The organism is Desulfobacula sp. (assembly GCF_021107415.1).
The window spans coordinates 1-2,481 of record NZ_JAIOSW010000055.1 but is presented as its reverse complement, the minus strand read 5'-3'; the positions used below and the strand labels follow the sequence as shown (position 1 = coordinate 2,481).

Genomic DNA, 2,481 nt, shown 5'->3' with positions numbered 1-2,481 from the left:
CGAAAGGGTTTCAAAGGATGAACAAGATAAATCAATCATCAGCAATTTGTTTGTGTAGGCTTCAGTCATTGATTTTTCCTCTATAAGCAAGTTCAAGGGCTCCTGTGGGGCAGGCCTCAACACACAGAGGGTTTCCCTGGCACAATTCACATTTAACGGCTTTTTTGGTGTCAGTATCCAGTTGAATCATCCCTAGGGGGCAGTATTGAGCACACAGTCCACAGCCGATACATTTATCCGGGTCAATGCAGACAATGTCGTCATCCCCGCGGAAAATAGCTTTGGAAGGGCAGACATTCATGCAATAGGCATTTTCACATTGATTACAGACCACTGGTATATGGTAGAGGTTTTCATTTTTGGGAAGGATCAAAAGACGGGCCCGCCTGGGGTTATATCCTTTGATCAGGTCCATGCTGCATGCCAGCTGGCAGATACTGCAGCCTGTACATTTGTCAAAGTTAGTGTGAATAAAGGCTTTGATGGCTTTCTCCCAATAAAGTTTTCTATTCTTAAAATATGCAAATATCACATATTATGTACTATGTAAAGCGTTTTTTTATTTTTTTATTGCTTTTAAAAAAAAGCTATGATATGGCTTGGATTACATATCACATATTACATACTATGTGATAGTAAAGTTCTGCTCAATTTCAATATGAAGAAAGGAACAGATAAGATGCTCAAGGCGATCAATATTACCAAAAAGTTTGGAGCGTTGGCAGCTGTAGACGATCTGAGCTTCGAAGTAAAAGAGGGTCAGGTATTTGGAATAGCCGGTCCAAACGGTGCGGGTAAATCAACTTTATACAACCTCATAACAGGATTTTATAAATATGAAGGTAAAATAGAGTTTGACGGTCAGAATATAACCGGACTTCCCACACACAAAATTGCACGCCTGGGAATTTCAAGAACGTTTCAGATTCCCCAAGTTTTTGAAAGCCTGACAGTGGAAGAAAGCGTGAATCTGGGCGGCCGCTTCGGCAGCTCAGGTAAATTCGATTCTGGCTATTGTGATGAGATGATCTCTTTTGCCAGTCTCGAAAAAGAGCGCGGCAATAAAACCGATCTATTGAACCTGTTGGGTAAAAAAAGACTGATGATAGCTGCTGCCATGGCCACAAAGCCCAAAATACTAATGGTGGATGAGCCCATGGCAGGACTTAATGTCTTAGAGATTAAGCAAATGACAAATCTCATAAAAAAAATCAACCAGGATCTTAACGTCACCGTCATCATCATCGAACATTTTATGAAAGTTTTAACAGAGCTTGCCAATCCTATCCTGGTTATAGAAAATGGAAGAGAAATCTGTATCGGGACTCCTGAAGAAATAACCTCCAATCCAGAAGTTATTGCATGCTACCTGGGAGATACACATGATGCTTAGTATTGAAAACCTGAACGCCTATTACGGACAAGCCCACGTACTCAAGGATGTTTCCATTAATGTTAACAAAGGGGAAGTGGTGGTGATGCTGGGGCCGAATGGTCACGGCAAAAGCACTTTGCTGAAAAGCCTTTGCGGCATGGTGGATTCCAGGAAGGGTAAAATATTTTACAAGGATCAGGATATTATTAAATTCTCATCTGAGAAGATCGTCAACTTAGGGATTACATACATTGCTGAAAACCGAGAACTGTTTCCCTATATGTCGGTCATGGAAAACCTTAAGCTGGGGGCGTATTCAAAAAACGCACGGAAACATGAAAAGGAAAATATGGAAAAAGTCTTTACATTGTTTCCTCGATTGGCCCAGCGGAAGAAACAATATGCTTCCACCATGAGCGGGGGTGAAGCCAAAATGCTGGCGATTGCCCGTGGATTGATGTCAAATGCGGATTTTCTGGCCATTGACGAGCCTTCTTTGGGATTGCAGCCGAATCTAAGGACAGAGGTGGCTAAGATTATTAAGGAGATTAATAATCAGGGTAAAACAATTCTGGTGGTGGAGCAGAACATTCCTCAGATAACCGATCTGGCCGACAAGCTCTATGTTTTGGAAGAGGGCCGCATCACCTTTGAGGGGAGTAAAGACGAGGCCATAAGCAACGAGAATTTAAAAGAAATTTTTTTGGGAATGTAAGAGATTTAAGAAATTAAGGATTAGAGTGAACAGATTGCGGGTTGAACTTTCTTATCCGGGGAGAAAACACTAAATGTGGATAGAGATTCTTGACGTTATTATCAGCGGTTTATTGAATGGGTCGGTTTATGCCCTTATGGCCATTGGTCTTGCACTTGTCTACGGCGTAACAAAAGCCTTTAATTTTGCATATGGGTCTTTCTACACCATGGGCGGCTATTTTGCCTGGGTCCTTCTGTCTTCTCTGGGAATACCGGGTGGCTATTATACGGTTTTCCTGGCAGCGATTCCCTTTCTCTTTATTGTGGGGTACCTCCTGGAGAAAGGCCTGGTAGCTCCCTTGCGAAAACGTTCCGACTGGCAGATGAAAGCCATGATGTTAACCCTGGGC

The 2,481-nt window shown here is 42.4% G+C and carries 3 protein-coding genes and 1 pseudogene; 3 read left to right on the top strand and 1 reads right to left on the bottom strand.

Annotated features, from left to right (window positions below; translation table 11 throughout):
• Nucleotides 1-61: 61 nt before the first annotated feature.
• Nucleotides 62-532: a 4Fe-4S dicluster domain-containing protein gene (locus K8S13_RS02975; RefSeq protein ID WP_291460316.1), complete on the bottom strand. Its 471-nt coding sequence runs from the start codon at nucleotides 530-532 to the stop codon at nucleotides 62-64.
• A gap of 126 nt (nucleotides 533-658) precedes the next feature.
• Here K8S13_RS02975 and K8S13_RS02970 point away from each other — a divergent pair, with 126 nt between their 5' ends.
• The 3 genes and pseudogenes from K8S13_RS02970 to K8S13_RS02960 all read left to right on the top strand — a co-directional run.
• Nucleotides 659-1,393, top strand: a complete 735-nt coding sequence (locus K8S13_RS02970) for an ABC transporter ATP-binding protein (RefSeq protein WP_291460315.1) — start codon at nucleotides 659-661, stop codon at nucleotides 1,391-1,393.
• Nucleotides 1,383-2,090, top strand: a complete 708-nt coding sequence (locus K8S13_RS02965; RefSeq protein ID WP_291460314.1) for an ABC transporter ATP-binding protein — start codon at nucleotides 1,383-1,385, stop codon at nucleotides 2,088-2,090. Before K8S13_RS02970 ends, K8S13_RS02965 begins: the two co-directional genes overlap by 11 nt.
• A gap of 73 nt (nucleotides 2,091-2,163) precedes the next feature.
• A pseudogene (locus K8S13_RS02960) lies at nucleotides 2,164-2,481 on the top strand (hypothetical protein); the annotation flags it as partial.

Coding starts and splice junctions, on each gene's coding strand:
- K8S13_RS02965 (WP_291460314.1), top strand. CDS start 1,383: ATGATGCTTAGTATTGAAAACCTGAACGCCTATTACGGACAAGCCCAC.
- K8S13_RS02970 (WP_291460315.1), top strand. CDS start 659: ATGAAGAAAGGAACAGATAAGATGCTCAAGGCGATCAATATTACCAAA.